The following is a 26,422-nucleotide window of genomic DNA, read 5'->3' on the forward strand; positions in this document are numbered from 1 at the left end:
GCACTTAGCTTGTTTTTTGAACAAAAATGTTATTAGACAAGTACTTTAATAAGTGTTGGGTTGAATTTTTACCTCAATGGAGAATATTGAAAACATGACTTACGCGCCTGTATCAGACGTATTGAAAGGTCAGCTAGCAGTAGACAGCGAAGTGACTGTTCGTGGCTGGATCCGTTCACGTCGTGATTCCAAAGCTGGAATCTCTTTCCTTGCCATATATGACGGCTCTTGTTTCGACCCGATTCAGGCCGTGGTCCCAAATAATCTTAATAATTACGAAGACGAAGTACTAAAGCTAACGACTGGCTGCTCTGTTGAAGTAACTGGTAAGATTGTTGAATCTCCTGCAAAGGGCCAAGACTTCGAACTTGCTGCCACTGGCGTTAAAGTGGTTGGTTGGGTTGAAGACGCAGAAACTTACCCGATGGCAAAAACTCGTCACTCTATTGAGTACCTACGTGAAGTAGCGCACCTACGTCCGCGCACAAACGTAATCGGTGCGGTAGCACGTGTACGTAACTGCCTATCTCAAGCGATCCACCGCTTCTACCACGAGCAAGGTTACTTCTGGGTATCTGCGCCGTTGATCACTGCCTCAGATGCTGAAGGCGCTGGTGAAATGTTCCGCGTTTCTACGCTAGACATGGAAAACCTACCTCGTACAGACGCTGGCAAAGTAGACTACAACGAAGACTTCTTCGGTAAAGAAACTTTCCTTACGGTATCTGGTCAGCTAAACGCGGAAGCTTACGCTTGTGCACTAAGTAAGGTTTACACTTTCGGCCCTACTTTCCGTGCTGAAAACTCAAACACAAGCCGCCACCTAGCAGAGTTCTGGATGGTTGAGCCTGAAGTTGCGTTTGCAGAACTGGACGACGTTGCGAAACTGGCTGAAGACATGCTTAAGTACGTATTCAAAGCAGTACTTGAAGAGCGTCGCGACGACCTTGAGTTCTTTGCTCAGCGCATCGACAAAGAAGCCGTTAGCCGTCTAGAGAACTTTGTTTCTTCTGACTTCGCACAAGTTGACTACACTGACGCGATCCAAATCCTGTTGGATTCTGGCCGTGAGTTCGAATTCCCAGTTGAGTGGGGTATCGATATGTCATCTGAGCACGAGCGTTTCCTAGCGGAAGAGCACTTCAAAGCGCCGGTAATCGTTAAGAACTACCCGAAAGACATCAAAGCATTCTACATGCGTATGAACGATGATGGTAAGACGGTAGCGGCAATGGACGTTCTAGCACCTGGCATCGGTGAAATCATCGGTGGTTCTCAGCGTGAAGAGCGTCTAGACGTACTGGATGCACGTATGCGCGAAATGGGTATCGACCCTGAGCACATGAGCTGGTATCGCGACTTGCGTCGTTACGGCACAGTGCCACACGCAGGCTTTGGTCTAGGCTTTGAGCGTCTAGTATCTTACGTAACAGGCATGGGCAACGTTCGTGACGTGATCCCATTCCCACGTACGCCTCGCTCTGCGAACTTCTAATCACTTTTTAGTGAGACAGAATTAGAAAAGACCTCCCTAGTGGAGGTCTTTTATTTTGTGCTCAACCGTCAATACCATCTGCTAAGTAACTCAAGCTTGAGTTAGTCTTCTTCCTTATCTCTGTCCGCTTTTTCAGCGTACTTTACGCCCACAATACATAAGCCAAACATTACGAAAGGGATCACGGCCGCGGTGTACTCTGTCCATGCCATATGAGAGAAAGATTTCGCCAAAATGAGATGCGCAAATACCAGTAAAAACGCACTAAAAATAGCAACGGCGATTAACCTTAACTCATGCTTAACCAACTGCTTTTTCATCTTAAATCCTGCTTAATCATCCAAGGTCTTTCGACCTGAATAATGATTGAAGCACAATTTGCAAAAATGGCGCTGATACAGTTGGAGCAAAAAAACACTAAGCAGTTTAATGAGTTTCAATTCTGAGTAATTCGCGAAGCAAATCACCTAACCTTTTGATAGCACGTTCTAAACTCGTTTCTAAAGGAAGCGATGTATTCAGTCTTAAATAGTTTTCGTATTGATCACTTATCGAAAAGAGTTTGCCATAAGCGACAGTAACCTGCTCAGACAATAGTGCTTGATATACCGCTTTACTTGATATTCCATCTGGCAATTTCAGCCAAAGAAAGTAACCACCATCAGGACGTTGATAGGTAACCTCTTTAGGTATGTGCTTTGCGAGTAAATCCACGAAGTCAGCTTGACGGTGTTGCAGTGTCTTACGCAGCTTTCTCAGGTGGTTGTCGTAACTGTCGTTTTGTAAGTAATGTGCAACCCCCTGCTGAATAGGGGCACTCCCAGACAATGTCGATATTAACTGGAGCTTTTGAATAGTCTCGTTAAAACGCTTATTCACCACCCAACCCAAGCGATATCCAGGGCATAAACTCTTAGAAAAAGAACCACAATGAAGGACACGCTCTTGCTCATCAAAGGTCTTTAATGAGTTCGGCCTTTTGTCAGAAAAATACAGCTCAGAGTACACATCGTCTTCGATGAGATACACATCATATCGATTGGCTAACTCAACAATGTATCGTTTGTGTTCATCAGACAAAGAAGCCCCGGTTGGATTATGAAAGTTCGTCATTAACCAACAAGCCCGAACATCTTCATTGGCAAAAGCTGCTTCGATTTGTTCAAGCGAATGCCCACTATCATCATCGACACTGATTTCAATAGCCTTGAGACCTAACCGTTCTACCGCTTGAAGTGCGCCATAAAACGTTGGGGATTCGACAACGACAGTATCACCTGGTCGGGTGACCGCTTGCAAACTCAAGTTCAATGCTTCTAGCGCACCGGAAGTAATAACCACATCATCATGGGTTAGTGATATCCCATGATGAATATACCTCTGAGCGACGAGTCGCCTTAACGACTCAGCACCAGGAGGTAGGTTGTCTAGCAACTTATCCGGCCCCATTTTTCGTCCCGAGCTGGCCAAATTACGGTTAAGCGACTCCAAAGGAAACAAACACGGATCCGGAAACGCCGAGCCTAAATGAACAACATCCGATGTTGCTTGGTGCTTCAAAAACGAATACAGCTCATCATTCAACTTGGTGCATGGTGTATTGTTGCTTTTAATTCCATTCGTATTCGTGAGACGTTCAAGATCGGCAGTCACATAGTAACCAGATTGAGGCTTTGCTATCACCCAACCTTGCGCCTCTAGCAATTGATAGGCTTGTAATACCGTACCTGCACTTACGGAATGATTGCGGCTGGTGACGCGTATTGAAGGCAGCTTCTCCCCTGCTCTCCAAGTATCTTGCTGAATTTGTGCCTTAAACAATTCGGCCAATTGACGGTATCGATTCATGTATCCCTCATTTCACTTGCAGCCGCACCATAGCATACTTCGCGCCAGCATTCTGATATGGCAGTAGTCAATTTAGCAACGTAATTTATCAAGCTTGTTAATAGCAATTTCGACGACGAAGTGAGAATTTATGTTCCATACTTTTACTGATACGTCCGAGTGGTCTTAGATCTTTGCCTTGTCCGAAAAGCAAGGCATTCCACAGAGCTGAGAGTGTAAAGTCCACTTAGACATCTATCTTTTAAGTCGGGAGGAAGCGATGAAAGTATTTACAATGGACGATCTCTCTTATCGCGGGAAACATAAAGGTGTACATAGCTGGGACCATCCTGGCGGCACAACCCCTTATTACTGGCATCCTGATTGGTTGCATATCGCTGAAGATGCTTTGGGTGAACACAAAAAGGCTGACCTTGAAGTCCCTGACGGAGAAGCAGCGACAGAAGAGCATGCAAAAGCGGCGATTCTCAAACACTTGAATGACGAGTAGCTTAGGCTCTATCACCGTTCAAGAATAGCGGAATCCATCGTCGTATGCTTTAAACGCAAATAAAGCCAAAACCTGCCAAATAATAAATTCTTCTGAATGAGAAGTACGCATCGTCTGTAGCTATCGAATGACAAAATAAGTCGATAGTTATCACATTAATTTTCATTACATCTGTTACATTTAGATAGTAATGGTGATGCACACCTCAACTCATGGATTATGAGAGAAAACAATAATGGCGAAATACAACGAAGAAGACATTAAATACAAAGGTGAATCCAACGGCGTACATTCTTGGAGTTCACCTTCCGGCCAACCTTATTATTGGCACCCAGATTGGCTACACGTAGCGGAAGATGCGACGGGCACACACCCGAAACAAAAGCTTGACGTCGAAAAAGCGGAAGTCCCAACAGAGAAGCACGCGTTAAAAGCAATCTTAAAGCATATGAACGACTGGGCGACTGAGAAGCTTTCTTCTAACCCAGACATCGAAACCAATGCGGTTGAGTCTGAAATCGATCTGAAGAAATAACATCAGCCGACATCTATACTTCTTACAAGCAAACGCTCCACCTTTAGTGGGGCGTTTTTGTCTCAACTAGTAACCGCCACTCCACGTAAATCACTAATGCAAAGCACTGAAGTCAAACGATTGGTACGTGAACAAAACTTCATCAACCATGGTATAAACCCCCTTCAAACTCTGTGCCTACCAAACGTTTTCATGGCAAAAACTTTAGTTATGTTAGAATTCTGTTTCAAATCGCAACTTTTTTAGGTTTTCTTTTCAGTAACGGTTGTAACCAATATTGCTGAAAGGTATAAATGTTAGCACACCCCTTCGATTAACATGGATGAAGATTATGTTTGAAAAAGTAGTTGCCGCTCCGGCTGACCCTATTCTTGGCCTTACTGAAGAGTTTAAAAAAGATACTCGCGCAGACAAAATTAACCTTGGCGTAGGTATTTACAAAAACGAGCAAGGCGAAACTCCCGTTCTTGCAACAGTAAAGAAAGCTGAAGCAGCGCTTGTTGAAACTGAAAAAACCAAGTCTTACCTAACTATCGAAGGCACAGCAGAGTACGGCATTGCAGTACAAAAACTGCTTTTCGGCTCTGATGCAGAAATTGTAAACGAAAAACGCGCTAAAACAGCTCAAGCTCCAGGTGGTACTGGTGCATTACGTGTTGCTGGTGAGTTCATTAAACGCCAACTTGGCGATGTAAAAATCTGGATCAGCAACCCTACTTGGGCAAACCACAACGGCGTATTTACTGCTGCTGGTATCGAAACGGCACAATACAGCTACTACAACGCTGAAACAAAAGACAAAGACTTCGATGCAATGCTAAACGATCTGCAATCTGCGTCTGAAGGTGACATCGTGCTTCTACACGGCTGCTGCCACAACCCTACTGGTATCGATCCAACTGCTGAAGAATGGGAAACATTGGCGAAACTAGTCGCAGAGAAGAAATTGCTTCCTCTATTTGACTTCGCATACCAAGGCTTTGCTAAAGGCGTGGAAGAGGATGCAGCGGGTCTTCGTACTTTTGCTAAGTACAACAAAGAAATCCTAGTCGCGAGCTCGTTCTCGAAAAACTTTGGCCTATACAACGAACGCGTTGGTGCCTTCACGTTAGTAGCGGAATCAGAAAAAGTCGCAACAACCGCATTTTCGCAAGTTAAAGCCATTATTCGCTCTATCTACTCTAACCCACCTGCGCACGGCAGCGCGGTCGTGACTCACATTCTTGGCAACGCCGAAATGCGTGCGGAATGGGAAGCTGAAGTAGCAGAAATGCGTGACCGTATCCAAGAGATGCGTGAACTATTTGTAGCGACACTAAAATCAGAAGGTGTGGACGCAGACTTTAGCTTCATCGAACGTCAAAATGGTATGTTCTCTTTCTCTGGCCTATCTAAAGAGCAAGTAAACCGTCTGAAAGAAGAGTTCGGTATTTACATCGTCGGTTCAGGCCGAATCAGTGTTGCTGGTATGACGAAGTCAAATATGGGCCCTCTATGTAAAGGCATTGCAGCGGTTTTATAATCGATAGTCGCATACTTTATTAAAAGGAAAGGTCAGCATAAGCTGACCTTTTTGTTTTTATTTATTGCCAATAAATGAACCAGTCCGCTAGTAGACAAACTTCAAACTCAGTCCCACTTCATTGACATAATCAGAGCTCTCACCGCTGTAATCGGTATCTCTAAACTGATAAAAAAGACCAGTACCAATAACATCATGCCATTGGTAGTTAAAACCTATCTTAAAATGGTTCTCATCGACGATATCACTGCGGTTAACTTCCACCTCGGCCGTCGCAATAAGTTTTTCACTGAATAAGTAATTCACCCCAACGGTGACAGCTTGAAGCAATTCGCTATCTGAAGACAACGTATTATCCGTTTTGTCGTCCGTCGCTTTCGCTTTGATTGCACCTATTCCATATTTACCGTAGATATCGAATTGATCCGTAATCCCATAACGATAACCACCACCAAACAACAAACGGTCAATGCGAAGAGTAAAGTCGTCCGGATGGAAAAACTGCGCCGAGTAATCGACATTAAACAACCAGTTCTCAGTAAATAAGTAATTACCACCGAGCCCAATTGTGGTCGCGTTCGAATTATCTAACCACTCTTCATTTGTGGTTCCGGCACCCACATCCAGGTGAATGTGTTCATACCCAAATTTTTCTGCTTGGTCCATGACCGCCGCGCTAGTTACTGCTGGCAAAGCAGCTAAAGACGCAAGCAATAAACTTCTCACCATTCGACTTCCTTTCATGAGAATTATTTAAACACCGCCCCCAAATCACCTTGAGTGGCTTAGTTCAACAAAAATAACTTAGTTTACAGACGCAGTAACGATTTGAAATCTGCTATGCCTCTAAATCAAGCATTGGTCCAAATATATCGACCACGTCCGCTCACCTTTTAAGTGACTATATAGTAGTAGAAATGCCGATTCCTTATCGTGCGATATGTCAGAATCTTATGACTGAGCACGAAAATCAAGGTTCAGATAAGACTCTGTTTTAAAACTAAGTTAAGATTACTTTATTATTTGCGAACTAAAAGGCACCTTCGATGGATGCAGAACTTCTCGAGATTTATAACTTTCTCGCCAAGTACCCCCCGTTCAATGAACTCCCTGAAGAAACACTAAACAAGGTGACAGAGAGTGTCGAGATCTCGTACTACCGAGAAGATACCCCAATTATCCATTTTGGAGACTATATCCAAGATCTCTACGTGGTGCGAAGCGGGGTCGTAGAAGTTTATCGACGTAAAGGAGAGCTTTATAACCGTCTTGATGAAGGTGACCTCTTTGGTCAAATGGGAATGCTAACCAACAACAAAGTACGCTTTCCAGTAAAAGCCATTGAAGATACTCTGCTCTATTGTATTCCTGGTGACGTTTTCCAAGAGATATACGACAACTTTGATTCCTTTGCAGACTTTGTCGAAGTGGAAAATAGTGCTCGTTTACGCCAAGCCATTTCAGAAAACAAAGATGCCAATGACCTGACGACATCGAAAGTGAAAACCTTGCTGACTGGCGATGCTCATACGATTGATCGTGGTCAAACAATCCAGCAAGCCGCGCAGCAGATGGCGAATGACAACGTATCTGCTCTACTTATCGTCGATCCAGATTTCGTTCGTGACGAAGATGACCCACAGTCTCCGGTACTTGGTATTATTACTGACCGTGACTTGTGTACCCGTGTGTTGGCCGAAGGCTTGTCTCCACAGGACGATGTATCAAGTGTGATGACCACTGAAGTCATGTCTCTTGATCACAATGCCTACATCTATGAAGCAATGTTAACCATGCTGCGTTACAACGTGCACCATCTGCCTGTGGTTAAAAACCAATTGCCTATTGGTATTATCGAAACAACCGACATTGTTCGTTATGAATCACAAAACTCGCTCTTATTGGTGAGCAGCATTTTCCAACAACAGACCATCGAAGATTTGGCAGTTGTTGCTGAAGAAGTAAAAAGCAGCTTTGTACGCCTAGTCAACGAAGATGCCAACTCACACATGGTGGGCAGTGCGATGTCCGTGATTGGTCGAAGCTTCAAACAGCGTCTGTTAGAAATGGCTGAAGAAGAGCTTGGCCCACCACCAATTCCTTATTGTTTCCTTGCACTTGGCTCAATGGGACGTGATGAGCAACTGTTGGTGACTGACCAAGATAACGCCATCATTCTAGATGAGACCTACCAAGAAGAGAAACATGGTAAGTACTTCGAAGCTTTAGCGAAATACGTCAGTGATGGATTAGATGCCTGTGGCTACAAGTATTGTACGGGCGATATTATGGCAACCAACCCATTATGGCGCATGACTCGTTCAGAGTGGGAAGAGTGCTTCGCTGACTGGATTGATAACCCGAATCCGAAAGCGCTACTCAACGCGTCCATCTTTTTCGATTTGGATGGCGTTTACGGTCGCTTAAAATGGGCAGAACAATTAACCAGCTTTATTGTTCGTCGTGCGCGTAAAAACAATCGCTTCTTAGCCTGTCTGGCTCGCAACGCACTTAACCGAACGCCGCCACTTGGCTTCTTTAAAGACTTTGTGATGGAGAAAGATGGCAGACACAACAACTCCATCAACCTCAAACGTCGCGGTACGGCTCCTCTGGTCGACTTAATTCGCGTTCACTCTCTGGCGGTTGGCTCACGTGCACAGAACTCGTTTGAGCGTCTCGACGACATCATTGATGCTGGCATTTTGCCAAAAGGTCGTGCACAAGACTTAAAAGACGCACTAGAGTTTATTTCCATGGTGCGTATTCGTCACCAAGCGACGGACGTGGAATTAGGCATTGACCCAGATAACAATATCGAACCAGAAAATCTCTCTGAATTTGAACGTCGTAACCTAAAAGATGCTTTCCAAATCCTAAGCAATGGTCAGAACTTCCTTAAGTTCCGCTACCAAGCGAATAAGAGCTTTAAGTGAGGTTGAACATGATCAAAAAGCTCTTTCAGAAGCCAACCATTCAGTGGCCAACGAAATTTGAACAAAAGTTGGAGATGGCTAAAGATGAGAATTTAATTGCGTTTTATAGCAATAAACCACCGGCACCAGAGACCCCCTGTCTGAGGTGGAGTTCGTCGCGCTAGATTTCGAAACGACGGGGTTGAACCCCGAGAAACATGACATCATTACCATTGGTTTAGTGCCGTTTAACTTGAAGCGGATTTTTTTGCGCAATTCACGTCATTGGAAAGTTCGCCCGCAGCGAGCACTCGATGAAGACTCGGTAATCATACATGGTATTACTCACAGTGAATTGATCGATGCACCTGACTTGGGCGACATCTTAAGCGAGCTACTACCATGCTTAAGCGGAAAAATCATTGTTGTGCATTATCGTCGTATCGAGAGAGAATTTCTGGATAAAGCACTCAAAAGCCGATTAGGGGAAGGAATTGAGTTTCCAGTGATAGATACGCTGCATCTTGAAGAAACCATTCAACAGAAACGCTCTGGCTCACTCTGGGAGCGTTTAAAAGGGAAAAAGCCAGAATCGGTTCGGCTAGCGCAATCTCGACGCCGTTATGGTCTGCCAGACTATACCCCTCACCATGCATTAACCGATGCAATTGCTACGGCAGAACTGCTACAAGCGCAAATCGCCCATCATTATAGCGAAGAGCAACCGATTAGTGAGTTCTGGCTATAACGTCTTGCTAGCTTAATAAGCGATCAAAAAAGGAGCCAAATGGCTCCTTTTTATTTAGGTCGGTATCCGATTACAGCTTAAAGCGTTGAATCTCTTGCTCTAATTCGTGTGAAAGCTCAGATAGGTGGGCAGCTTGTTCTGCTGCTTGATGAGCTTCTACCGACAGCTCGTTAGAAACGTCACGAATGCCTTCAGTATTACGCGTGATCTCGGTTGTTACCGATGCTTGCTCTTCTGCCGCCGATGCAATCTGCGTTGCCATGTCACTGATGCGCTCAACAGCAGTATGGATTTGCGTCAAGCTCGCTGCAGCCGCGTTTGCATCATCAACACTGGTGTCAGCCAGACGACGGCTATCACCCATGATGCCAACCGCTTTCGCTGTTGTGCCCTGTAACATCTCGATAGTTTCTTGAATCTCTTGCGTTGAAGCATGAGTGCGTTGGCTCAATACGCGAACTTCATCCGCAACCACAGCAAAGCCACGGCCTTGTTCACCTGCACGTGCTGCTTCAATTGCCGCGTTAAGTGCAAGTAGGTTTGTTTGCTCAGCAATACCTTGAATCGTTGATAGAATCGTATTGATGCTATTTCCGTGTGCTTCTAGCTCTTGAATCACATCAGTGGCGACTTGAACTTCTTGCGCCAAGTTCTGGATAGAACCTTGCGTCTGAGTCACTTGGCTAGAACCGTGTGAACAAGCTTGAACCGCTTCCTCTGAGTTACTTGCCGTGCTATCTGCATTACCTGCAATTTCTTGTGTCGCTGCTGCCATTTCGTTCACAGCCGTCGCCACCATGTTGATCTCATCTTGCTGGTAAGAGATACGCTGACTGCGCTCTTCAGCTTGCTGTGCCGTCGTGCGTGCTTGCTCTGAAAGCGCAGATGATACGTGGCTAAGCTTGGTCACCATCGTGTGCATGTTGCCAACAAAGCGGTTGAAGTTTTCAGCCAGTTTACCTACTTCATCATCACTGCGTGGTTCTAGTCGTTGCGTTAAGTCACCTTCACCAGATGCAATTTCCTCAAGTGCATTTGATACGCGGCTCAAGTCACGGAACAAGAAACCAACCAACCAAGATACCGCAAGAATAACCACAATGGTGATCATCACTGCAGTGATCAATAGGTCACGTAGCAATACCGCATGCCCTGCTTCTTCCGTTGCGCGATCCATTTCAATCGCGAACATCCAATGCGTGCCAGGTACTTTATTAAAGTAGTAAAGCTTCTCTTTGCCTTTGATTACCGTATCTTCGATACGACCTTCATCTGCAGCGCGCTCGATTGCATCTTCTGAAAAGTCTTTTAGAACACTGGTGATAGGCTTAAGCGTTAAGCTTTTATCTGGATGCGCTAGGAACGTACCTTCGTTCATATCGATTAACATCGCATGCGCATTTTCACCTGCATCTAGGTTAATCACGTCGCTGATAAGCTGATCGATCAGTACATCTGCACCAACAACACCAACAAACTGACCATTTTTCATTACTGGCTCAGCAATGGTTACAAGCAGCGCGTTAGTGATTGCATCTTGATATGCAGCTGTGATGATCTGCTTACCTGCGGCGTTAGCATCTTTGTACCAAGGACGAGTACGAGGGTCGTAATCAGCACGGTTACGCTCAGGGTGAGAGCGATACATATCACCGTTTGGTGTACCAAGGAAGATGTCATCAAAGCCACCAGCCTTGCGAGCTTGTTGTAGGAAAGGGACAACGTCTTGCTCTGTCGAGTAGTCGTTGAATGCAGTAGCAATATCTTTACGGATATTGACCCAATCAGAAATTCCTTCTGACGCAGTAGTACTTAGACTTTGCGCACGTGAATAGACACCTGAACGAGTCTGATCAAATAATTGACCAGCCGACAACCAAGTAAGTGCTGTTGCCATCACAACAACAGCAGAAAGGCTTGCGCCAATAAGCTTTTGTTTTAATGATAATTTCATATTTATAGTTTTTGAGTTGGGAGAACAGTTAAGGTGTGTGAATATTACACACTTTTTCACGACTATTCACTAATTTTTAAAAAACAAAATAGCACATTAACTCTTTGTAAAATATGAACTTTCATGTGTCATTTTTTTGTCTCACCGTCATAAAAACCGCACAAAAAAAGCCAGCAAAATGCTGGCCTTTTGATTACTTGTTACTCAGACAGATTTATAAAATGCCTGAGTTATTGACGTTCTGTTCTCATACCCATCAATAAGCTCACACACATTGCAAGAAGAATGAAGGTAAACGGTAGTGCTGTAGAAATTGCACCTGCCTGAAGCGCTTGAACCGCTTCTGAGCCACCAATCCACAGTAGAGCAACCGCAATTGCACCTTCCATAAATGCCCAGAAAACACGTTGAAGTACAGGAGCGTCGACTTTACCGCCCGCTGTGATGCTGTCGATAACAAGTGAACCAGAGTCAGAAGACGTGATAAAGAACACAAGTACCAACACAACAGCAATGATTGAAAGCATGCTACCAAATGGAAGAACATCGAACATTTGGAACATAGCAAGTGAAACGTCAGTCAAACCATTCGTGCCCAACTCACCTACTTTATCAACAACTTGCTCGATCGCTAGACCACCAAATACTGACATCCAAACAACCGTAACAGCGGTTGGAACCAGTAGAACGGCTGTAATGAATTCACGAACGGTACGACCGCGAGAAACACGCGCAATGAACATACCTACGAATGGTGACCATGAAATCCACCAAGCCCAGTAGAATACTGTCCAGCCTTGGAACCATGCTTCATCTGTACGACCAAACGGGTTACTTAGCGGAATAATATTCTCTACGTATGCCATAAGTGTGGTTGGAATCGAGCCTAAACTCGCCGCCCAACCGATAAGACCAACAAGAATCAGTAGCAAGAACGCCACAACCATGTTGATGTTACTAATGACTTTAACGCCACCATCAATACCACGTACCACTGAAACAACAGCAAGCAAAGTTACAACGGTAATGACGACGATTTGTAGGCCCAGGCCTGGCTCAACACCAAATACGTGATGAATACCACTTGCCGCTTGTTGTGCACCTAAGCCCAGTGACGTTGCAAGACCAAACAAGGTCGCAAGAACGGCCAAGATATCCACGATATGACCAGCCCAACCCCACGCGCGATCACCCAGAAGCGGGTAGAAGATCGAGCGCATAGAAAGCGGTAAACCTTTGTTGTAGGCAAAGAATGCTAAAGAAAGTGCTACAACACCGTAAATTGCCCATGGGTGAAGACCCCAGTGGAACATCGTCGCACCCAGTGCCAATCTCGCTGCTTCTGGTGTATTTGCTTCAACACCGAGTGGCGTTTCATACCAACCAGTGAAGTAAGCGACAGGTTCTGCGACACTCCAGAACATTAAACCGATACCCATACCAGCCGCAAATAGCATTGCAAGCCATGACATGAACGAGTAATCGGCAACAGCGTCTTTACCACCTAAGCGGATTTTACCCATTGGCGAAACGATAAGTGCCAAACAGAAAATAACGAAAATATTACCTGCAATAATGAACAACCAATCGAATGAACCAATGATCTTCCATTTCAGCCCATCAAGTGCCGTCTTTGCGGTATGTGCATCTAGAACTAATGCAGCGACAAGAAACAGCGCAATTAAACCTGCACTAATACCAAAAACTGGGTTATGAACATCAAAACCCCATTTTTGAACGTTGTCTTGACCTACCGTATAGTCGGTACTATCGATACTGTACTTATCTATACCCTTTGTCATCGTTCCTCTCTATTTTTGTACTGTTTTTACGTACCAAACAAAAAAATCTTTCGAACACGATACGTTTTACATTCCGTGAAGGCGCAAGATCCTATCATTTGACACGTTTTTGTCTATCTTTTTGCTATGAAAAAATCCAATAACTTACTTTTCACTCAGCAATTTCCGCCTTTAAAAGGATAAACCACTAGCGCAATATTTAGACCACAAACATTTATTGCTATAATAATTTTAGGTCTTCTTATTTTGTCTACACGACGCGACAAAATGAAATTGGAGACACTACTTAAAATTGTAGTGGTAATTTTTGATTCCACCCCTTTAAATAAGGGCGCATTTAAGTTAGTGTCGCCTCGATAAATGTTCCCTACAGACTGGATGAATAAATTGGAAAAGTACGAAGAAGTATTGGTCTCGATTCGTCAGATCATCCGCGCTATTGATTTACATTCTAAAAAGCTGAGCAAAGAGTCTGGATTGACCGCTCCACAGTTGATTTTGATGCGTGCTATCAATGAGTTAGATAACGTAACGATTAAACAGTTGTCTAGCCACACTAACATGAGCCAAGCGACCGCAACGACCATTCTAGATAGACTAGAACGAGGCCAGTTTGTTGAGCGTCAGCGCAGTGTTCAAGACAAACGTAAAGTGCATGCTGTACTTACCAGCAAAGGCCAAGAAGCCCTAAAGCAAGCACCAACGCCATTGCAGGAACACTTCATTAATCGATTCCAAAAATTGGAAGAATGGGAGCAGTCTTTGCTGCTATCTTCCGTTCAACGCATCTCAACAATGATGAATGCAGAGGATATCGATGTCGCTCCAATGCTCGAGCTTGGCAGCATTACAAAAGTCGATTAATTTCGCTCTCACGTGCTCGCTTTTTGCGGGCACTACTCTCCTACTCCGTTAACCCTGTTTCAAACGCATATTTCGCTAGCTCCGCCGTCGAATGTAAATCCAACTTGTGCTTAATGTTGTGGCGATGCGTCTCTACCGTTCGGTAGCTAATGTTAAGTAGTGTGGCGATTTTCTTACTGCTGTTTCCTTGAGCGACTAATTTAAGCACCGCTTCTTCCCTGCGGCTAAGTGGATTCGTTTTTTGAGTGGCTGGCACCACCTCTTGGGTAAAAAGCGTTTGTGTGACAGACTCACAGAAATACGTTGAACCTTGATTCACCGTTTTTATTGCTTGCACCATTTTCTCGGCCGAAATTTCCTTGAGCATGTACCCTACTGCGCCAGCTTGCATGACCTTCATGATGTATTCACGGTTATCGTGCATGGTCAGCATAAGTATTTTGCTTTCTGGTCGCTCTTCTTTAATTACCCCAGTCGCTTCAATACCGTTCATTATCGGCATGCTAATGTCCATCAAGATGACATCAGGCTGAAGGTGCTTTGCGACTTCAATCGCTTCCAGCCCATTGCTTGCTGTACCGACCACTTCAATATCAGGCTCTAACTCCAAGCGAGCCATGAAGCCATCTAAGACCACTTGATGATCATCAACAATCACCACACTAATCGGTTTATCCATAAACTAATTCATCCAAATTAAGCAGCACGGTAATCTCTGTTCCTAAACCAAGCTCACTCATCAGTTCAAACTCACCACCAATGAACTCTACACGCTCTTGCATGTTCCTTAACCCAATCCCTTGTTGGTGCACTGCTTGGTTAACCACAAAGCCAACACCGTCGTCACGTATGAGTAATTGCAGCATATTGCCCATTTTTTGCAAAGTAACCGTCACTTTTTTCGCTCTTGCGTGTTTTTCGATGTTGTTCAAAGACTCTTGAGCAACACGATACAAGGTCGTCGCGACTTCCGACGTCAGTTTGTACTGCTGAGTATCAAAATTACTTTCTATATCAATCCCAGAGTGAGAGTGAAAGTCTTGCAGTAAAGTGGTCAGTGCCGCCTCTAAGCCGATATCATCAAGGGCGCTAGGACGGAGCTGATGAGAAATATGCCTTACTTCATTTATCGCGGTGACCAATGAGCGTTGCGATTTGTCTAAGTGGGATTTGAGTTTTTCGTCTTCCAGTCTATGACTCATTAAATCCAAATGACATTTACTAGAAACTAACAACTGGTTGATTCCATCATGCAACTCTCTCGCTAGATGCTTTTTCTCATCCTCTTGAAACATGACGGTTTTATGTGCCAACTCTTTAAGGTTTTTATCGGCAAGACGGTGTTCATGCAAATTGATCGCTAAAGTGAGAACGATAATTACAGCAACGGTCACCGCTAAGATCACGACGACCGAGAAAAAAGTCGTTTCGATATTTTTGTTCACCGCAGCACGCATATTGGCAACTTCTTGACTGACGTCCTCAATATAGAGCCCTGTCCCTATCATCCATTCCCACTTATCGAGCCATGCGGCGTAGCTAAGCTTTGGGACTACTTCACCCGTAGATGGCTTTTGCCACAGGTACTGATGAAATCCGCCACCTGATTGAGCTTGATACAACAAAGCTTCGATTAGACGATCGCCATTCTCGTCTTCAAGATAGAGTAAGTTCTCTCCGACTAGCTCTGGAAGAACAGGATGTACAAGGTTGGTACCGTATTTATCGTAAGCGAAAAAGTAGCCGTCTGCTCCGTAGCTTAAACGGTTTAAAATCGCTTTCACGCGTGTTTTAGCAACGCCCTCTTCTAAGGTTGGATCGTTGTAAATATAAGAAATGGAGTCAAAGGCGACGTCGACCGTGTCTTTGAGCGCCGCCTCTTTTGATTGGATCAGGTTTTGATGAAAGATCTCTACCTCCCTTTTGCCAAGAGTCTTGGTTTGATAGATAGAAATCCAACTGATACTCGCTGACACCAATACCACGGGTATCAATGTCAGCAGAATTAACTTTGCTTTGAGAGGCATCCCTTTCCTCCATGAAACGCTGCTTTACAGCTCACTATCTTAGCAGCACAAATAACTCTACTTCGTCCGCCTAGACATAAATAGCAGCTTAACAACTTGTCTCAAAAGGTAAAAACTCTCAGTTCACAAAATCTCTTTTATTATCGAGTGATCAACTCATGCCATAAAAGCCAGGGAAGAACAGCAAAGAAGCCAACACGACAATTTGAATCGCGATAAACGGCATCACACCTTTGTAAATATCTCGCGTAGTGACACCTGCTGGTGCGACGCCTTTTAGATAGAACAAACTAAAGCCAAATGGCGGTGTGAGGAATGATGTCTGTAAGTTCATTGCGATAAGAATCGCAAACCACGTCATATTAATGCCCATCAACTCAGCGACCGGCGCAATAATTGGCACAATGATAAAGCAGATTTCAACGAAGTCGATAAAGAAGCCTAAAATCAGAATCACCACCATGGTAATGATGAGGAAGCCCCACTTTTCTCCAGGCAATTCTAACATCCACTCTTCGACTAGATAATCACCGCCAGTGTAGGTAAATGCCATTGAGAAGGCGGTTGCCCCTAGTAAAATAGCAAAGACCATTGCGGTTACTTTAACGGTTTCTTTCGATGCATCATAAATCATCGACCAACTAAACTGCTTATACAGTAACGACAGGACTATCGCACCAGCGCCGCCCAGAGCCGCTGACTCTGTTGGCGTTGCAATCCCTGCAAAGATGGAGCCCAATACCACAATGATCAGTGCTAGTGGCGGTAAAACGGCTTTCAGCGCGGTGAACACTTCTTGCTTTCGACTGATCGACTCATCGCGCTCTATCGCCTGTGCGGCTTGAGGATTCAACTTCGCGTAAATAAGAATGTAGATAACATAGGCGCCGACGAGCGTGATACCGGGCCTGATTGCAGCTTGGAATAAGTCCCCGACCGGAACACCGAGTACATCCCCTAACAAGATCAACACGATAGAAGGCGGGATAATTTGTCCCAAGGTACCAGACGCACAAATAGTCCCGCACGCCAAGCCTTTGTCGTAATTGTATTTAAGCATCACAGGCAGTGAGATCAGCCCCATCGCAACAACCGATGCGCCGACTACGCCCGTTGACGCGGCAAGTAATGCACCAACTAATACTGTCGAAATAGCAATACCACCACGGACGCCGCCAAACAGACGTCCCATCGACTCAAGCAGTTGCTCTGCAAGCTTCGTCTTCTGAAGTACTAGTCCCATGAAGACAAACAATGGTACGGCCATTAGCACCGTATTTTCCATAATGGATTGAATACGATATGGCATGAAAGCAAACATCTCGATGCCTTCAGCCCAAACACCAAAAATCAGTGCAATACCGCCAAAAGTAAAGGCAACGGGGAATCCCAATAAAAGCGCAAAGAGCGCGACAAAAAACATCACTATACCGATCATAATGACTTCCTTTTACGACTTACCGTTATTACCGGCATAGATAAGATGAGGATTAACAATCTTGTTGATCGAATGCAGCAGCAGTCCAATGCCACTGACTGCCATAAAGAAAAATGACAGCGGAATCATCGCCTTGATGATCCAACGATATGGCAATCCGCCTGGGTCACCAGACGTCTCGCCTAGCGCGTAACTTTCTTTGGCGAAATCGACACCAAACCAAGCCACCAGTAGGCAAAAAGGGAATAAGAAAAATAGCGTGCCTATGATGTCGATGATGGATTGTGCTTTGTAAGATAAGCGTTCATAAAAAATGTCGACGCGAACATGGCCACCAGACTTAATCGCGTAAGGCACACCAAGCAGAAATACGGCGGAGAATAGATGCCATTCCATTTCTTGGAATGCAATGGATACATCGTTGAATACATATCGCATCACAACGTCGTAAACCACATTCACCAACAATAAAATAAACAGGATGCTGGACAACCATCCGAGAAAATCGCTAAAGCGGTTAAATAATCGCTCAATATAAATAAGACTTCTCATTCCGAACTCCGTGGAACGTTTGGATACGCTCCGCTATGGTGCGGAGCATTCATTATGAAGTTTTCTTGGGCTTCGTTCGCAGGCTAAACCTCTCGGCGTCGCCTGCGTCATAACGTTATTGTTGAGCTTGACTGTTTAAGTAAGCTCGGTGTGAAATGTCTGACCAAGGTCGAACTTGATTCATGTAGTTCGCTTGCGACTCTTGAATCTCTTTCGCCAAAGCATCTTTTTCTGCGTGCTCTTTCAACAAACGATCGTTTGCTTCTCGCAACGCAGCTACTACTTCAGGCGGGAAGTCTTTGACTTCAACATTTGGGTATTCAGATTTGATAGATGCCCAGTTTTTGCCACTTTCGTGTTTCGATTGCGTGTACATATCGTAAGCGGCGGTTTTCATTGCTACTTGTAAAATCGCTTTTAGATCATCAGGTAGACGGTTCCAAGTACGCTTATTAACAAGGAACTGAAGCTCAGTTGCTGGCTCATGCCAACCTGTGTAGTAGTATGGCGCGATTTTGTGGAAGCCCATGCGCAAGTCCAATGATGGACCAACCCACTCCAAGGCATCAATTGTGCGACGCTCTAGAGAGGTATATAGTTCACCAGGGGCGATATTCGTTGGTTTTGCACCTAGCTCTGCCAAGATCTCACCAGCAAAACCTGGGATACGCATTTTCAAACCCTGCAAATCCTCGACGGACTTGATCTCTTTCTGGAACCACCCGCCCATCTGAGTATCGGTATTACCGCCAGGGAAAGACATCAAATTATGTGGAGAGTACACCTTCTCCATCAGCTCCATACCACCGCCGTAGTAAAACCACGCATACTGCTCAGTTGGTAACATACCGAAAGGCATAGAAGTGAAGTAAAGTGTGTTTGGAACCTTGCCCTTCCAGTAGTAAGACGCCGAGTGGCCCATGTCGTATTGGCCAGACTTAACCATATCAAACACCCCAAAAGGCGCTTTGTGCTTGTTTGCGGAATCAATACGGATTTGCAGACGCCCGTTGGACATCTCCTCTGCCATTTTTGCCATGTTTTTTGTCGCATCACCAAAAATCGGGAAGTTAGGTCCCCAAGTTTCAGCAAGCTTTAAACGATAGACTTTTTCAGCAGCATTTGCAGAAGTCACAACGAATGTCATCGCGGCAACGACAGCGGTTGTTTTGAGCACTCGTTTTAAAGATTTTTGGATTAGACTCATCGTTCACGTCCTTTATCACCAAGGTTATTGTTGTCATCCATTTCATTAGGATTGGCTGTATTCGGTATAAAAGATGTAACAATGTTGTCGAATGCGAAATGGGCATGAACACGGAAGCGAGTAATTCATCAATAAGACATTAGCCTTAGGTATTACGTATAACTACGTAGGACAGCTGTTATACAACAAGTTTAACCATCATAAAATTAATGAGTTACTTTTCCCTTAACGATGTAAAAAGAAAAATGATACGTACGTACTTCTCTGCCAAAAAATTTACATAGTATTTAAGAAAATGTGACAAAGCACTTATTGGCAGCGTTAAAATCAATACCTAATGGATTACTTTCAATACGAAGATAAAAAAATACCCCGGCATTGGCCGAGGTATTCAATCTAGAACGGTAGCGGTAATTAAACTGCTTTGTAGATAACTTTGTTACCTGCTAACTGCTCTTTTTGAACTAGGTTTTCTTCAAGAAGCTTCTTCAGTGCGCCAGTAGCCCATGATGCCGCTTTAGTATCTTCTTGACCTGCAGCTAGACCAATGCCTTTAGGGTTAATACCTTCAGCATTTGCTACAACGATGTCTAATACTTGTTGTTGCTTAGGAGTAAGGGCAACATCAACTGTTTTCACTGCAGCTACTTTTTTCTCAGCTACTACTTTCTCCGCAACAGCTTTTTCAGCAACAGAAGGTGCTACTGCTTTTTCGGCAACAGGCTTCACTGCTTTAGGTGCTGCAGCTAAGTTTGCTACTGTCGCTTTAATGCGTTTTTGCAGTTTCATCTGCACTTTACGCTTATGAGCAAGTCTCATTGAATATTTCTCCAGTTCACTGCATCTCAGCAGGGATGAAAATTTGAAGCGCGTTTTATACCAAAATTCACAAGCAATTTGTAGGTTTTAGCGGCGAAACGCGATGAAAAATGCGCTCAAAGCATAGAACGTCTACTATTTAATCAGATATTTTATGAACGGATTTATTGAATACTGGGTATAAAAACAGAGGTTTCTTTTATTTCAAATGCAAGTCAATGCACATTTAGTCATCCACGCATTTTTGATCAAGTATTCGATGAGGTTATAAGCATGGAAACGCTGCACCTAACAAATTCACATTTCAAACCCGACTCCCCTATCAACAGAATACTTTTGTTGCTCGTTGCACTGATAACCCTGTTTTTGGTTGTCATTTCGCCGGGATGGAAGCAAGCCATGTTGTCGGTCATTTTGATGTCTGCAATTGTTGGTTTCGCCATCTTGATGATCAAAAAAAGCCAAGTCACTTTTACGCTGACAGCTTCTCACTTCCAACAACATCTTTTTAAAGGCGGATGGGTCGTCCGATGGCGAAATATTGAGTCAATAGGGATTTGTAGCTACCAGCAGGAAGGGTGGCATCAGCCGCTACCTTGGATTGGTATTCGTCTAAAACACTACTCACCTTATTTGGATTCGATCTGCCCTCGTATAGCGACAGAAATTCTCCTTAGCCAACGCGCACTACTTTATTTAGGTGCTAAGCAGAATCAGTGTGAAGAAAAGTTTGAAGATATGGTGCTTGATCCTAAGCCATACATAAACAGCAATGGGATTGAGTATAAAGGCTTACTGGCGATGCTCGCCAACCGTATGAAATATCAAAGAGGATTTTACGGCTACGATCTGTTTATATCAGCCAGTGACCTAGATCGTGAAGCAGAGGATTTTGTGGGACTGACTCGGCGATACTTAGCTGCCGCCGGGCCAGAATAATGCTGACTACACGCGCTTTTAGTAAAGCGGCATCTCGTCAGCAACGAACGGGTTAGTTTTACGTTCGTGACCGAAAGTCGATTGAGGGCCGTGACCAGGGACAAACGTGACATCATTGCCTAAAGGCCACAATTTCTCTTTGATAGAGCTAATCAAGGTATTGAAATCACCTTGTGGGAAGTCAGTTCGGCCAATGCTACCGTTAAACAATACGTCGCCCACAAACGCCAATCGCGCTTCTTCACTATAAAGAACAACGTGACCAGGGGTGTGACCTGGTGTGTGGAATACCTTTAATACTTGATTACCAAACGTGACAGTGTCACCCTCATTTAACCATTGATGCGGTTCAAAGGCTTCAGTCAATGGGAAACCAAACATTTGGCTTTGCCCTTCTAGACCTTGTAGCCAAAAATTATCCGCTTTATGAGGACCAATGATCTCAGTACCACCAAGCATTGCAGCCAGCGGCTCTGTTCCGCCAACATGATCTAGGTGACCATGAGTTAGCACCAAGTTGACGATCTCGATGCCAAGCTCTTTAATGAGCATAGCAAGTTGCTTTTCGTCACCGCCTGGGTCAATAACGATGCCTTTCATCGTTTCATCACACCACACGATAGAACAGTTTTGAGAAAAAGATGTCACTGGGACAACTTGGTATTTCAGAGCCATAGAAAACCTATTACCAAACAAATTTGCGTTAAAACTGGCGCAACTATGACACTAACCCCATGCGACTTCAAGGCTTGCTATTGACTTACCAAGAACGCACAGCACCTGTGTCGATATGGACAAAGTTACTACTTGGATAATACCCAACACCACCAGCTTTCAAGCTAATTGCTGCATCGCGTACAGTAGACAATTTCACTCCATCAAGACGGAAGTCTATGGCCTTACCTTCCATATGAAGACTTTTCTTTGCCACTCCGCTAGCCCCTTTGCGCAGGGACGCATTGGTCAAAGGCGAACGGTAACCAGAAATTACAATGACTTCTGCATCTGTACCGATCAGCTTTTGAATCTGGCTGATTTGATCGAACAAGCGTCGATCCATAGGATGAACTTCGTTTCGACGGTGATCACGACAAAACTCATTCAGCTTTTTTAGTTCATCATCAAGATAGCGTCTACCATCGAAATAGCATGTTTCGAGGAGCTCTCCAGTATTAAGGTTGTTCATCGCCAACTCACGTGGCTCGTCAGGGAATGAAGCCCATGAAATCGATGGCAAGGCAGATGCCAATACTACGCCACCAGCGGTCATTTTAAGGAAATCTCGGCGGGAAAAATTACGACTTACCATTTCAAAAAACAATGCTCAACAACTAAACAAGTCGCGGACATTACCCAAACACCTTTGTCACGTCAATTGCATAAATCGCTCCACCCTAATTTTAAGATGTGGTGATTGACGCTTAATTATTGAGCAAACAGAAGATTCTTAGTTTTGTAAATTTTACTTAAAGATTTCAACTACGGTGATCGTATTTATAGATATCATCTCGGTAGTAAAGTGTTCCCTCTTCTAGCCATGCGGTTTGATAAATAATGTGCACTTGGATGCGTTCTCCTAAAGGGACCGACGTGTTAGAGCGACGCGTACTTTCCCGTTTTTTCGCTAGGCGTTCTTCTAATCCCTGAGTTTTGAATAAGAGCTCCGCCAGTTGGTCGGCATGTTCAACGCGGACACACCCGGAACTGAATGCGCGTCTATCTCGTTCGAACAAGTTTTTACTTGGCGTATCATGCAAATAGATAGCTTGGGGGTTTGGCATATTAAACTTATACAATCCCAATGCATTGTGTAAGCCCGATGCCTGCCGCATACGATAAGGAAATGTTCTCGGATTCACCGTCGCCCAATTGATGGTTGTAGGGTCAATAATTTCGTTTGACGTCCAAGACCGGATGATTTGAATGTTATGGTTAATCAAATACATCGGATTACGTTTCACTTTAGGAATGATGTCTTTCACCATTATGGTCCATGGCACATTCCATGTGGGGTTGAGAATGACGGAGTCAAGAGTCCCCGACATGATTGGTGTTTTTCTTGAGGCTCTGCCAACCACAACTTTAGACTCGAACAACGGTTGACCATCGTGCCAATACGTTACTTCGTATCCAGGTACATTTACAAAGACAACATTATCTCTGTCTTTGGACCAAATCCTTGAACGTTCTGAGTTCAGCGCCAATAGATGCAATCGTTCTTGAGGAGAAAAGTTGATCCATCGAATGGTATTCGGGCCAATCACCCCATCCTCTTTCAAGCCATGAATACGCTGAAACTCTTTCACCGCTAACTCTAATTCTTCATCATACTGTTGGGTCGTGATATCTAAATACGATACATCCACACCAACCACTTCCATACGCTCAATCAGAAGCGGTTTATTTTCTAATTGGTCACCGACACGGGCAAGGCCCGTTTGTTCATAGATTGGATATTGATACTGAGCGTGCTCGGATAAAGAGGAGTAAGCGGAATAAAAAGCTTCGTCCGTTTGTAAAGGAGAGCGAAGGCTTGCTAAGAATTGACTAAGTTTGCCTACCGTAATTTCGTTACTCAGTACGGACAAAGTATCGATGCTAGGGGCAGGTAAAATCACGTGGGCTTTGTTAGCAAATAACCAATTGATACCTTCTTCAGGGAGCTGCTCGAGATAGCTGAGATACATCAAGAGTGAATCTGTCATTACCAAATCAAAGTCGAGGTTATCTCCCTGCCATCGAACTTGGTTTATACGATGGAGTTGATTCTCGAATTCGTCCGTGACGCCAGCAAGAGCAACCAGGTTTACTTGAAAAAGAAACTGCTCAATATCGCTTTCATTTTCCCAGTTCAAACGGTAATTAGTACTTTGATAAAGCTGGTCAATCACCTCTGGATAATGGATCATTTTTTCGACAGACAGCTTTTGTACCGCTCCCTCTTGCTCTGTTTGTGCAGAAGCTTCGAGAGAAACGACGGTAGAAAAGCTGAAAAACGGCACCATAAGTGCCGTCATGATTAAAACCCTAGCAAACACTGAAACGATCCTTGCGCTACTTGCCATAATGAAAAGTATGGCAAATATCTCACAGCTTGCAGGTTTAAAATTAAGAATCTGATGTTGAAATTAACATCAAGTTTCTTTATCTATTTGGGTTCAAACAATCTTTGACCAATGGTTATCCCATTGAACACCACTAAAAGAAGCGCTTTTATGTGTCGTTGGCCTTTGCTCAACCACTTTGCCAGCACCAGAGCTGACTCGGAACTCATCGCCATAGACCACAACACCAGAGGCGTCTGGTAACGCACTTAGTTCTACCAATTTTCCTGTAGATTTAGACCATATCCCATAACAACTGCCTGGAGGAGAAGTCGCAAGGATCCATTCATCCGTCGCCGCGATACTCGCGACATAGTGATTAAACCTCGCCCACTCTTCGGGTTCCGCATGCAAAGATTGCATCTCACCACCACGAGTGTGCATCGCAAGTAAAGCTGGGTATTCATCCGGCTCTCCACGATATTGCTGACCACACAGTACCGTCTCTGCACCATCATGCGCTAAATGACGGATGCTCAACTTATGATCTGGTAAAGAGACTTGATCCAACAGCTCACCTTCTTGTGAAAGGTAACTCAGGCTTGGTCTCATGCTATCAAGATTGAGCGGTTCACGCCCGTTGGTGTGTACGCCACCGACGCCAATCGCTAATGCGCCATCAGGCATCATGATCACTTCATGAGGACCTAGACCAAAACCCGTTAACTCATCGATTTTTTGATATTGCTTCTGCACATCATAAACACCGATGATCCCACGGCTTGTGCCCCTTTCTCCTTCTGTCGCAAATAGCAACGTGCCGTCACGGGAGTAAACACCATGACCATAGAAATGGCGATCCGGTTTTGCTAGCTGCAGCTTGATCATCTGCTCAGAGCGATAATCAAACACCATGAAGAAAGTTCCTGGTCGACGACCAAAGACCACAGCGTGACCTTGTGGGTTGGTCGCCACACCATGACCACGCTCAGGAATCGGCAACGAAGATAGCGGCATACCATGCTCATCGGCCACTACCGCTGCGTATTTATCTCGGCCGATGATTGAGCAGCCAATCAACGCTGGTTGACGTGAACGTGTTGAAGCACAACCAAATGGCATCATAGGTGCGGCCGCACCAAAGAGTGCGGCTTTCAATAAGGTTCGGCGCGTTTGATCAGTCCCCATCGGTTGCATTAAATCCTATAACTACGCCAATCTCGATCGCCACTTCTTCGTGAATCAGGTACTTCAATTGCTCTAGCTTATTGTACTGAGCAAGCACCATGCGATAGCCTTCTTTTGTTTGTAGTGCAGCAAACAAGCTCTTATCTTCTGGCCAAGTTTCTAACGCCATTTCAAACTGATGAACGACACGGTCTGCGAGATCTGCATGGCCTTGCTCTCTAAGTAGCGCATCTAGACCGTTTCCGTTAGCAAAGTACAACGCTTCCATCCCTTGAAGGCTGGCTTTTAGGTTTGAAAGCGAGGTTTCTGAACGCCACGATTCTGAGAAATACGGGCGAGGCTTACCAATCTTCGCTAACGGTCGGCTCAACTTCTTCATGCTGTATTCAAGCTGATTCGAAAGCAGTGAAATGTACTCAGATTCCCATTCCGTCATCTCTAGCGATTTCCAAGGGTTTTCTGCCCAAGAATCCGCGATGATCTGCGCTTTGTTATCGAGGTTTTCTGCAACAGCAATGCCTGTCGCACAGGTATTGCTGTTGCTAGATAAGGTCGACGCTTTATCGTAAAGCAGCCATTCTAGTGCACCTAGGCCTTGCACAGTAACACTTTGCGTGGAGATCTTTTCCGCACTCCAAACTTGGTCAGATTTCGTCAGCACAGACATTTTTCGGCCAGTGGTGTTCTTTTTATCTGGCCAAAACTGGACATTCCAACTTTGCTCCAACGCCGTAGCAGGGCCACGCTCTTGACCTTGTAATGCCATCCACGCCAGCATAGTTTGGTGCCATTGCTGTTTTACTTGCGCATCATCTTTCGTCTCTGATGTGCAGTAATCCGCGAAGCTTTGTTCAAGTTCTGTGGTTTGCGCTAAAAACGTCTGCGCAGATTGAAACTCAACTTCGTAGACCGCTTGAGAAATATGACTTGTACTCTCAGGCTTGGCAGAGCTCGAACCGATGGTCGATTGGCAACCAACCAAACTTAACGTTGCGGCAATCGCACTCACTAACAGTGTTTTTTTCATGGTTGCTT

Annotated in this window: 23 protein-coding genes and 1 pseudogene; 8 read left to right on the forward strand and 16 right to left on the reverse strand. The window is 44.6% G+C overall.

The features are described 5' to 3' along the window. The first annotated feature begins 94 nt into the window (after positions 1-94). Positions 95-1,495, forward strand: a complete 1,401-nt coding sequence (gene asnS / locus P4S59_RS09045; RefSeq protein WP_046876186.1) for an asparagine--tRNA ligase — start codon at positions 95-97, stop codon at positions 1,493-1,495. A gap of 101 nt (positions 1,496-1,596) precedes the next feature. Here asnS and P4S59_RS09050 read toward each other — a convergent pair whose 3' ends face one another. Together P4S59_RS09050 and P4S59_RS09055 are read right to left on the reverse strand one after the other, a co-directional pair. After that, positions 1,597-1,815 (reverse strand): hypothetical protein, encoded by a 219-nt coding sequence (locus tag P4S59_RS09050; protein ID WP_012841649.1) that lies wholly within the window; start codon positions 1,813-1,815, stop codon positions 1,597-1,599. 106 nt (positions 1,816-1,921) lie between these two features. Continuing rightward, positions 1,922-3,343 (reverse strand): aminotransferase-like domain-containing protein, encoded by a 1,422-nt coding sequence (locus P4S59_RS09055; protein WP_337168269.1) that lies wholly within the window; start codon positions 3,341-3,343, stop codon positions 1,922-1,924. Positions 3,344-3,602: 259 nt separating this feature from the next. On the opposite strand from P4S59_RS09055, the gene P4S59_RS09060 reads away from it, so the two are divergent. The 3 genes from P4S59_RS09060 (at position 3,603) to P4S59_RS09070 (ending at position 5,890) form a co-directional block, all read left to right on the forward strand. Then, the gene (locus tag P4S59_RS09060; RefSeq protein ID WP_005396877.1) at positions 3,603-3,833 is read left to right on the forward strand and encodes a hypothetical protein; all 231 of its coding nucleotides are present in this window, start codon (positions 3,603-3,605) and stop codon (positions 3,831-3,833) included. A gap of 235 nt (positions 3,834-4,068) precedes the next feature. After that, positions 4,069-4,368, forward strand: a complete 300-nt coding sequence (locus P4S59_RS09065) for a hypothetical protein (protein WP_074191498.1) — start codon at positions 4,069-4,071, stop codon at positions 4,366-4,368. 331 nt (positions 4,369-4,699) lie between these two features. Next, positions 4,700-5,890, forward strand: a complete 1,191-nt coding sequence (locus P4S59_RS09070; RefSeq protein ID WP_337168270.1) for an amino acid aminotransferase — start codon at positions 4,700-4,702, stop codon at positions 5,888-5,890. An 87-nt stretch (positions 5,891-5,977) separates the two neighbouring features. Here the strand turns inward: P4S59_RS09070 and P4S59_RS09075 are convergent, their stop codons facing one another. Continuing rightward, a complete protein-coding gene (locus tag P4S59_RS09075) occupies positions 5,978-6,619 on the reverse strand; it encodes an outer membrane beta-barrel protein (RefSeq protein WP_337168271.1) in 642 nt (213 codons plus the stop codon). Positions 6,620-6,936: 317 nt separating this feature from the next. Here P4S59_RS09075 and P4S59_RS09080 point away from each other — a divergent pair, with 317 nt between their 5' ends. Both P4S59_RS09080 and P4S59_RS09085 read left to right on the forward strand, forming a co-directional pair. Continuing rightward, complete coding sequence (locus tag P4S59_RS09080; RefSeq protein ID WP_005396868.1) at positions 6,937-8,826, forward strand: DUF294 nucleotidyltransferase-like domain-containing protein; 1,890 nt, start codon at positions 6,937-6,939, stop codon at positions 8,824-8,826. 8 nt (positions 8,827-8,834) lie between these two features. Continuing rightward, positions 8,835-9,553: pseudogene (locus tag P4S59_RS09085) on the forward strand (3'-5' exonuclease). 70 nt (positions 9,554-9,623) lie between these two features. Here the strand turns inward: P4S59_RS09085 and P4S59_RS09090 are convergent. Both P4S59_RS09090 and P4S59_RS09095 read right to left on the reverse strand, forming a co-directional pair. Further along, positions 9,624-11,507 (reverse strand): methyl-accepting chemotaxis protein, encoded by a 1,884-nt coding sequence (locus P4S59_RS09090; protein WP_114323220.1) that lies wholly within the window; start codon positions 11,505-11,507, stop codon positions 9,624-9,626. A 230-nt stretch (positions 11,508-11,737) separates the two neighbouring features. Next, positions 11,738-13,309 (reverse strand): BCCT family transporter, encoded by a 1,572-nt coding sequence (locus P4S59_RS09095; protein ID WP_005394723.1) that lies wholly within the window; start codon positions 13,307-13,309, stop codon positions 11,738-11,740. 387 nt (positions 13,310-13,696) lie between these two features. On the opposite strand from P4S59_RS09095, the gene P4S59_RS09100 reads away from it, so the two are divergent. Further along, positions 13,697-14,173: a MarR family winged helix-turn-helix transcriptional regulator gene (locus P4S59_RS09100; RefSeq protein ID WP_031780419.1), complete on the forward strand. Its 477-nt coding sequence runs from the start codon at positions 13,697-13,699 to the stop codon at positions 14,171-14,173. A gap of 40 nt (positions 14,174-14,213) precedes the next feature. Here the strand turns inward: P4S59_RS09100 and P4S59_RS09105 are convergent, their stop codons facing one another. From P4S59_RS09105 to P4S59_RS09130, 6 genes are all read right to left on the reverse strand, one after another. After that, complete coding sequence (locus P4S59_RS09105; protein ID WP_005394727.1) at positions 14,214-14,852, reverse strand: response regulator; 639 nt, start codon at positions 14,850-14,852, stop codon at positions 14,214-14,216. Continuing rightward, positions 14,845-16,200, reverse strand: coding sequence for a cache domain-containing protein (locus tag P4S59_RS09110; protein ID WP_012841643.1), 1,356 nt, complete (start codon positions 16,198-16,200; stop codon positions 14,845-14,847). The genes P4S59_RS09105 and P4S59_RS09110 overlap by 8 nt, the downstream gene beginning before the upstream one ends. A 151-nt stretch (positions 16,201-16,351) precedes the next feature. Beyond that, positions 16,352-17,638, reverse strand: a complete 1,287-nt coding sequence (locus tag P4S59_RS09115) for a TRAP transporter large permease (RefSeq protein ID WP_337168272.1) — start codon at positions 17,636-17,638, stop codon at positions 16,352-16,354. A 12-nt stretch (positions 17,639-17,650) separates the two neighbouring features. Beyond that, entirely contained in the window at positions 17,651-18,190 is a 540-nt protein-coding gene (locus P4S59_RS09120; protein WP_047009966.1) for a TRAP transporter small permease subunit, read from the reverse strand. 115 nt (positions 18,191-18,305) lie between these two features. Further along, positions 18,306-19,397, reverse strand: a complete 1,092-nt coding sequence (locus tag P4S59_RS09125; protein ID WP_005394734.1) for a TRAP transporter substrate-binding protein — start codon at positions 19,395-19,397, stop codon at positions 18,306-18,308. Between the two features lie 414 nt (positions 19,398-19,811). Next, positions 19,812-20,216, reverse strand: coding sequence for a hypothetical protein (locus tag P4S59_RS09130; RefSeq protein WP_005394736.1), 405 nt, complete (start codon positions 20,214-20,216; stop codon positions 19,812-19,814). Positions 20,217-20,489: 273 nt separating this feature from the next. Between P4S59_RS09130 and P4S59_RS09135 the strand changes: the two genes are divergently transcribed. Then, complete coding sequence (locus P4S59_RS09135) at positions 20,490-21,155, forward strand: DUF2982 domain-containing protein (protein ID WP_337168273.1); 666 nt, start codon at positions 20,490-20,492, stop codon at positions 21,153-21,155. Between the two features lie 18 nt (positions 21,156-21,173). Here the strand turns inward: P4S59_RS09135 and P4S59_RS09140 are convergent, their stop codons facing one another. The 5 genes from P4S59_RS09140 to P4S59_RS09160 all read right to left on the reverse strand — a co-directional run bounded on the left by P4S59_RS09140 (position 21,174) and on the right by P4S59_RS09160 (position 26,414). Continuing rightward, positions 21,174-21,830 (reverse strand): MBL fold metallo-hydrolase, encoded by a 657-nt coding sequence (locus P4S59_RS09140; protein WP_048625699.1) that lies wholly within the window; start codon positions 21,828-21,830, stop codon positions 21,174-21,176. Positions 21,831-21,915: 85 nt separating this feature from the next. Continuing rightward, positions 21,916-22,464, reverse strand: a complete 549-nt coding sequence (locus tag P4S59_RS09145; protein ID WP_048625700.1) for a DUF882 domain-containing protein — start codon at positions 22,462-22,464, stop codon at positions 21,916-21,918. Positions 22,465-22,630: 166 nt separating this feature from the next. After that, a complete protein-coding gene (locus P4S59_RS09150) occupies positions 22,631-24,172 on the reverse strand; it encodes a L,D-transpeptidase family protein (RefSeq protein WP_065646586.1) in 1,542 nt (513 codons plus the stop codon). A 141-nt stretch (positions 24,173-24,313) separates the two neighbouring features. After that, positions 24,314-25,396, reverse strand: coding sequence for a DUF1513 domain-containing protein (locus tag P4S59_RS09155; RefSeq protein WP_337168274.1), 1,083 nt, complete (start codon positions 25,394-25,396; stop codon positions 24,314-24,316). Beyond that, positions 25,377-26,414: an imelysin family protein gene (locus P4S59_RS09160; protein WP_337168275.1), complete on the reverse strand. Its 1,038-nt coding sequence runs from the start codon at positions 26,412-26,414 to the stop codon at positions 25,377-25,379. The genes P4S59_RS09155 and P4S59_RS09160 overlap by 20 nt, the downstream gene beginning before the upstream one ends. Between the last annotated feature and the right edge of the window lie 8 nt (positions 26,415-26,422).

Origin of the sequence: Vibrio sp. M60_M70 (assembly GCF_037162085.1) — a bacterium.
Classification (GTDB): Bacteria; Pseudomonadota; Gammaproteobacteria; order Enterobacterales; family Vibrionaceae; genus Vibrio; species Vibrio diabolicus.

Coding starts and splice junctions, on each gene's coding strand:
- asnS (WP_046876186.1), top strand. CDS start 95: ATGACTTACGCGCCTGTATCAGACGTATTGAAAGGTCAGCTAGCAGTA.
- P4S59_RS09050 (WP_012841649.1), bottom strand. CDS start 1,815: ATGAAAAAGCAGTTGGTTAAGCATGAGTTAAGGTTAATCGCCGTTGCT.
- P4S59_RS09055 (WP_337168269.1), bottom strand. CDS start 3,343: ATGAATCGATACCGTCAATTGGCCGAATTGTTTAAGGCACAAATTCAG.
- P4S59_RS09060 (WP_005396877.1), top strand. CDS start 3,603: ATGAAAGTATTTACAATGGACGATCTCTCTTATCGCGGGAAACATAAA.
- P4S59_RS09065 (WP_074191498.1), top strand. CDS start 4,069: ATGGCGAAATACAACGAAGAAGACATTAAATACAAAGGTGAATCCAAC.
- P4S59_RS09070 (WP_337168270.1), top strand. CDS start 4,700: ATGTTTGAAAAAGTAGTTGCCGCTCCGGCTGACCCTATTCTTGGCCTT.
- P4S59_RS09075 (WP_337168271.1), bottom strand. CDS start 6,619: ATGGTGAGAAGTTTATTGCTTGCGTCTTTAGCTGCTTTGCCAGCAGTA.
- P4S59_RS09080 (WP_005396868.1), top strand. CDS start 6,937: ATGGATGCAGAACTTCTCGAGATTTATAACTTTCTCGCCAAGTACCCC.
- P4S59_RS09090 (WP_114323220.1), bottom strand. CDS start 11,507: ATGAAATTATCATTAAAACAAAAGCTTATTGGCGCAAGCCTTTCTGCT.
- P4S59_RS09095 (WP_005394723.1), bottom strand. CDS start 13,309: ATGACAAAGGGTATAGATAAGTACAGTATCGATAGTACCGACTATACG.
- P4S59_RS09105 (WP_005394727.1), bottom strand. CDS start 14,852: ATGGATAAACCGATTAGTGTGGTGATTGTTGATGATCATCAAGTGGTC.
- P4S59_RS09110 (WP_012841643.1), bottom strand. CDS start 16,200: ATGCCTCTCAAAGCAAAGTTAATTCTGCTGACATTGATACCCGTGGTA.
- P4S59_RS09115 (WP_337168272.1), bottom strand. CDS start 17,638: ATGATCGGTATAGTGATGTTTTTTGTCGCGCTCTTTGCGCTTTTATTG.
- P4S59_RS09120 (WP_047009966.1), bottom strand. CDS start 18,190: ATGAGAAGTCTTATTTATATTGAGCGATTATTTAACCGCTTTAGCGAT.
- P4S59_RS09125 (WP_005394734.1), bottom strand. CDS start 19,397: ATGAGTCTAATCCAAAAATCTTTAAAACGAGTGCTCAAAACAACCGCT.
- P4S59_RS09130 (WP_005394736.1), bottom strand. CDS start 20,216: ATGAGACTTGCTCATAAGCGTAAAGTGCAGATGAAACTGCAAAAACGC.
- P4S59_RS09135 (WP_337168273.1), top strand. CDS start 20,490: ATGGAAACGCTGCACCTAACAAATTCACATTTCAAACCCGACTCCCCT.
- P4S59_RS09140 (WP_048625699.1), bottom strand. CDS start 21,830: ATGGCTCTGAAATACCAAGTTGTCCCAGTGACATCTTTTTCTCAAAAC.
- P4S59_RS09145 (WP_048625700.1), bottom strand. CDS start 22,464: ATGGTAAGTCGTAATTTTTCCCGCCGAGATTTCCTTAAAATGACCGCT.
- P4S59_RS09150 (WP_065646586.1), bottom strand. CDS start 24,172: ATGACGGCACTTATGGTGCCGTTTTTCAGCTTTTCTACCGTCGTTTCT.
- P4S59_RS09155 (WP_337168274.1), bottom strand. CDS start 25,396: ATGCAACCGATGGGGACTGATCAAACGCGCCGAACCTTATTGAAAGCC.
- P4S59_RS09160 (WP_337168275.1), bottom strand. CDS start 26,414: ATGAAAAAAACACTGTTAGTGAGTGCGATTGCCGCAACGTTAAGTTTG.